At 30.9% G+C, this 4,236-nt stretch carries 4 protein-coding genes; 2 read left to right on the forward strand and 2 right to left on the reverse strand.

What is annotated here, in order from left to right; genetic code table 11:
• Both RXO53_RS07875 and RXO53_RS07880 read left to right on the forward strand, forming a co-directional pair.
• Positions 1–1,424: YeeE/YedE thiosulfate transporter family protein (locus RXO53_RS07875; RefSeq protein ID WP_410713672.1), on the forward strand; the 1,424-nt coding region annotated here is incomplete at its 5' end.
• Positions 1,421–1,663, forward strand: a complete 243-nt coding sequence (locus RXO53_RS07880) for a sulfurtransferase TusA family protein (protein ID WP_410713673.1) — start codon at positions 1,421–1,423, stop codon at positions 1,661–1,663. The genes RXO53_RS07875 and RXO53_RS07880, both read left to right, overlap by 4 nt.
• A gap of 425 nt (positions 1,664–2,088) precedes the next feature.
• On the opposite strand, the gene RXO53_RS07885 is transcribed toward RXO53_RS07880, so the two are convergent.
• Positions 2,089–3,327 (reverse strand): M20 family metallopeptidase, encoded by a 1,239-nt coding sequence (locus RXO53_RS07885; protein WP_410713674.1) that lies wholly within the window; start codon positions 3,325–3,327, stop codon positions 2,089–2,091.
• Positions 3,328–4,236 (reverse strand): P1 family peptidase (locus RXO53_RS07890; protein ID WP_410713675.1); only part of this gene is annotated, 909 nt, incomplete at its 5' end.

Below are 4,236 nucleotides of genomic sequence, written 5' to 3' on the forward strand. Positions count from 1 at the left end.
ATATAGAATTTGGTGAGAAATTGGGTCCATTACCATTGTTTAATTACCCTGTATGGGTAATTGGACTCTTTTATGGGGCTTTAGGAATTATTGCAGGTATAATGGGAGCTAAATACACATATTGTATTGTTGTTGCTACACACCAAGTAATGGGATTAAAATATAGTAAAATCTATGAAATTATACTTACAGGAATAGCTGTTTCAGCTTTAGGCGTTGGTATATTAACTTCATTAAAGGTTGTACCATATGTTGATGCATATTATTTTATGCCTGGCGCGGGTTGGTATACCCTATTAGGTTCATTTATATTCGGTTTTGGAATCATGTTAGGTAATGGTTGTATGTTTGGAATGCTATGGAAATCTGGAGCAGGTTATGTAGTAAACTGGTTTGAAATAATTGGTATGATTATAGGCACAATTATTTTTGCATTTCCAATTTTCAATGGTTTAAGCCTTAATAAATGGTGGCATACTAATGGATTTTTCAGCATAGCCAATGGTAATCCAATTAATTTTATACCAAAAGACTTGGGATCTTTTAGTGGATTTGCATTATTGATAGGATTAGTTTTCGCTATAGGTATTATATTGCCAGCCTTATGGATGAGAAAAAATAGAAAAGAATTCGAGACAGGAAAAGGAAAATTATATGAATCACCTTATTTTTTAGGGACTATATTTGGATTAATAATGCTGGCGTCATTTGTTTTTGCAGCAGGACACTTCTTTAATTATCTTGGAGTTACAACACCGGTTGGCCTATTTGCATCATATCTACTGAATCCCTTTGGCATTAATTTAGGGTCTAAAAGCGATCCAAACTGGTTTACAACTGTACCTGTTATAAGTGCATATACATTTTTTATATTAATGGTAATATTAGGAGCATTTATATACTCAGCAGCCTCGGGAAATTTTGAAGTCAAACTCCCAAGTAGGACTACAAATAGAGTTGCAGAAATAATTATTGCTCTTATAGGAGGAATAATCTTAGCCATAGGTGCTAGAATGGCACAAGGTTGTAGTGTAGGAGGATTTTGGTCAGGATTAACAGGTCTATCAATTTTCGGTTTAATATTTACAGTAGGATTTATACCTGGAACAATTGCTGGCTATTACGCATACGTTAACTTAAGCAGTTGGGCTTCATCAATAAAGAAAAACAATAATATAGTTAATAATAAAACAATCCAGCAACATAATAAAAATCATCTATATGCACTTATATTCGGTTTAATATTCGGTTTATTGCTAATCGGCATTTCACTTGAATTGCCTGGTTTGAATGCAACATCAGCTACATCAATAAAACCTGCATTACTCGTTCAATATCAAAATGTTTTGTTTGGTTGGGGTATTTTTTCAATTATAATGAGTTTTTTGATTGTATTTGTTAGAGGTTATGTAGTTAGGAGGTGATAGATTTGGTAGATATAGTAGTTGATAGTAAAGGTCTAGCTTGCCCAGGTCCTATTACTGAGCTAATAAAGGCCTATAAAAAAGCTAAAAATGGAGACAGAATAATATTGTATGCAACCGATCCAGGTGTTAAAGCTGATTCTAAAGCTTGGTGTGAAAGAACAAAAAACAAATTAGCAAACATTGAAGAAGAAAACGGAGTATTCAAAGTGACAATAGAAATAATAAACAAGAAATAATATAATTTTTTATTTTTTATTATATTTTAAAATTAAACTTTTTTTATGCCTTATAATTTTTTCTATTTATATAGAAATACATAGCATATATTAAAAATATACACATGGCATAATTTATCTTACTTTTAATCACTTCTAAATACGTAACAGACTCTTGCTGATGGACATACACAGTCACCCTTAGGTCATTAAGGCTAATTGAGGAAAACACCACTACTCCCTTATCCAACTTTCTCATATTTTTTATATTAATTAAAGATTTTAGGAATGTTTTTAATATTAGCTTGGGTATTTTAAACTTGTTAACTATATAAAAGCTTTTTTAATAAACAGAAAGATAATTAATATTAGCTTTTTAATACATATGCAAAAGAAGAAAAATATCTAGGATTCCTGGAAATATATCAGTATAAAAACGAATCAAGCTATTGTTTAATGAAATATTTTAAAAATAGAGCCAAGACCTTTGTAGATTTAATTAAATCCTCTATATAAACATATTCATCGGTGGCATGGGCTAACTCCAATAATCCTGGCCCATAATTAAATGTATCAATACCTTTGTTATATACAAATCTTATATCAAATGTTCCAGGAGATAAAATTAATGAAGGTTCTACATTATAAACCTCTTTTATCAGTTTACTGATTAAGTTAATCCCATGACTTTTCTCAAATATTATACTATCGGTAACGTAATATTGCTCGAATTCTATCTTTATACCTGGGCATTCTTTTTTACCAAAATTTATTATATCGTTTATTTCATCAATAGCTTGTTCTATTTTCTCCTCTGGTATTAATCTTCTAACATAGGAAAAACTTAAATAATCAGAAACAGTATTCATCCAATCGCCTCCATTTATAGTACCTATTAAATATGAAGGTTTCCTTGATGATTCTGGTATAATAGGATACTTTGATATAATATTAGATTTATTTGATAGAGTTTCATAAATATAATTTATCAGTTTAGCTGCACATCTTATAGTATCATTACCTTTTTGTGGAAAACCCCCATGAGATTTTATTCCAGTAAGCTTAAATGTACCCCATAATGCACCTCTATGCCCGATGCCAACATTAGTAGGATTTAAAGGCTCTGTAAAAATTAAATAGTCTAAGTTTCTGGAGCTTATGTATCCCTTTTCTACCAAGTAATAAGTCCCTGCATTTTTATTACCAACCGTTTCTTCATCAGGTACTATAAATTGCTTTACTGTTATATTTTTAATATTATATACCATTTTTAATGCTTCCAAAGCATAAATTTGTACAGCTATCCCAGATTTCATGTCTGATGAGCCCCTTCCATATATTTTGCCATCATCTATAACAGCATTATATGGATCATGAAGCCATCCTTTACCGGCAGGAACAACATCATAATGGGAATTGAAACCTATCTTTACTCCATTGTTTCCATAAGTTGCAATAATATTTGGCCTTTCTCCATTTCCATATCTGACTAATTGCTTTAGCTCTTCCTTATTAGGCTTAACGATCTCTACATTGTAACCTAATGATAATAAATAATCAGAAACGTAATCGGTAAACTTTTCATAATTTAATCCCGGAGGATTTTCTGTTGGTATATTTATAATTTTTATTAAAAAATCTATCATATCTTTTTTTATTTCATATATAGCATCATCTATATCCATTTACATTCCCCATATAGATAAAATGCTCTTAGATGCTATATTTTCAATAGCTGCTCTAACTAAATCTATATCTTCTTCTATTTCATTTGTTGTTACAGCAAAAACGACATCGCCATCTAATGACAAACTAAATGGCCTTATCCTTCTTGATAAACCTATATAAGCTGATTTAGCAAACAATTTTACTTGTTCTGAAGTGGCTTTTACATTAGTCATAACTATTGAAACAGTTGTGTTTGTATAAGATTTTTTAAGCAGTTTATTTCTTAAAATTTCGCTTGAAGGTATAATTTTATCTTTTATCTTAACTCCAGCAATTATTTCATTTTTTTCATTAATAATTTCCCCTACAGAATTAACAACACTTAATACACCTATCTCAACATTTCCTATAGATTCCTTATAAAAACCCTGGCCTGATCTCATCATATATTTTGTTCCCATTAGTTTGCCAACAGTTGCCCCCTTACCGGCCCAATGATCACCTATCTCAACATCTTCTCCCATACTTTTATAGCATTTAATCCCCCATGATTCATCTGGCAAAACATTATTGTAATAAAAATCAAATATAACAGCAGCAGGAACTATTGGTACAATCATATCATTTATTTTAAAACCTATATTATCTTTTCTTAATGATTCAACTACTCCCTCTACAGCTCTTAAACCATACATGCTTCTTCCTACTATTGCTATTGCATGAACTTCATGATTTTCCCTCCTTTCTAAACCTATAACTTCTGTATCCCTAGTCCCAGGCGATCCCCCTCCTATGAAAACACTTGCTGTATTTCCTGCTTTTGGAAAAATAACTGTTATTCCTGATAAAGCATTTTCATCTTCATACCCACAAACTTTAAAACCATTAATAATTTTCATTTTTTCCACCCATAGTTGAGAAGCCTC

Source organism: Caldisphaera sp., from assembly GCF_046536515.1.
Classification (GTDB): domain Archaea; phylum Thermoproteota; class Thermoprotei_A; order Sulfolobales; family Acidilobaceae; genus Caldisphaera.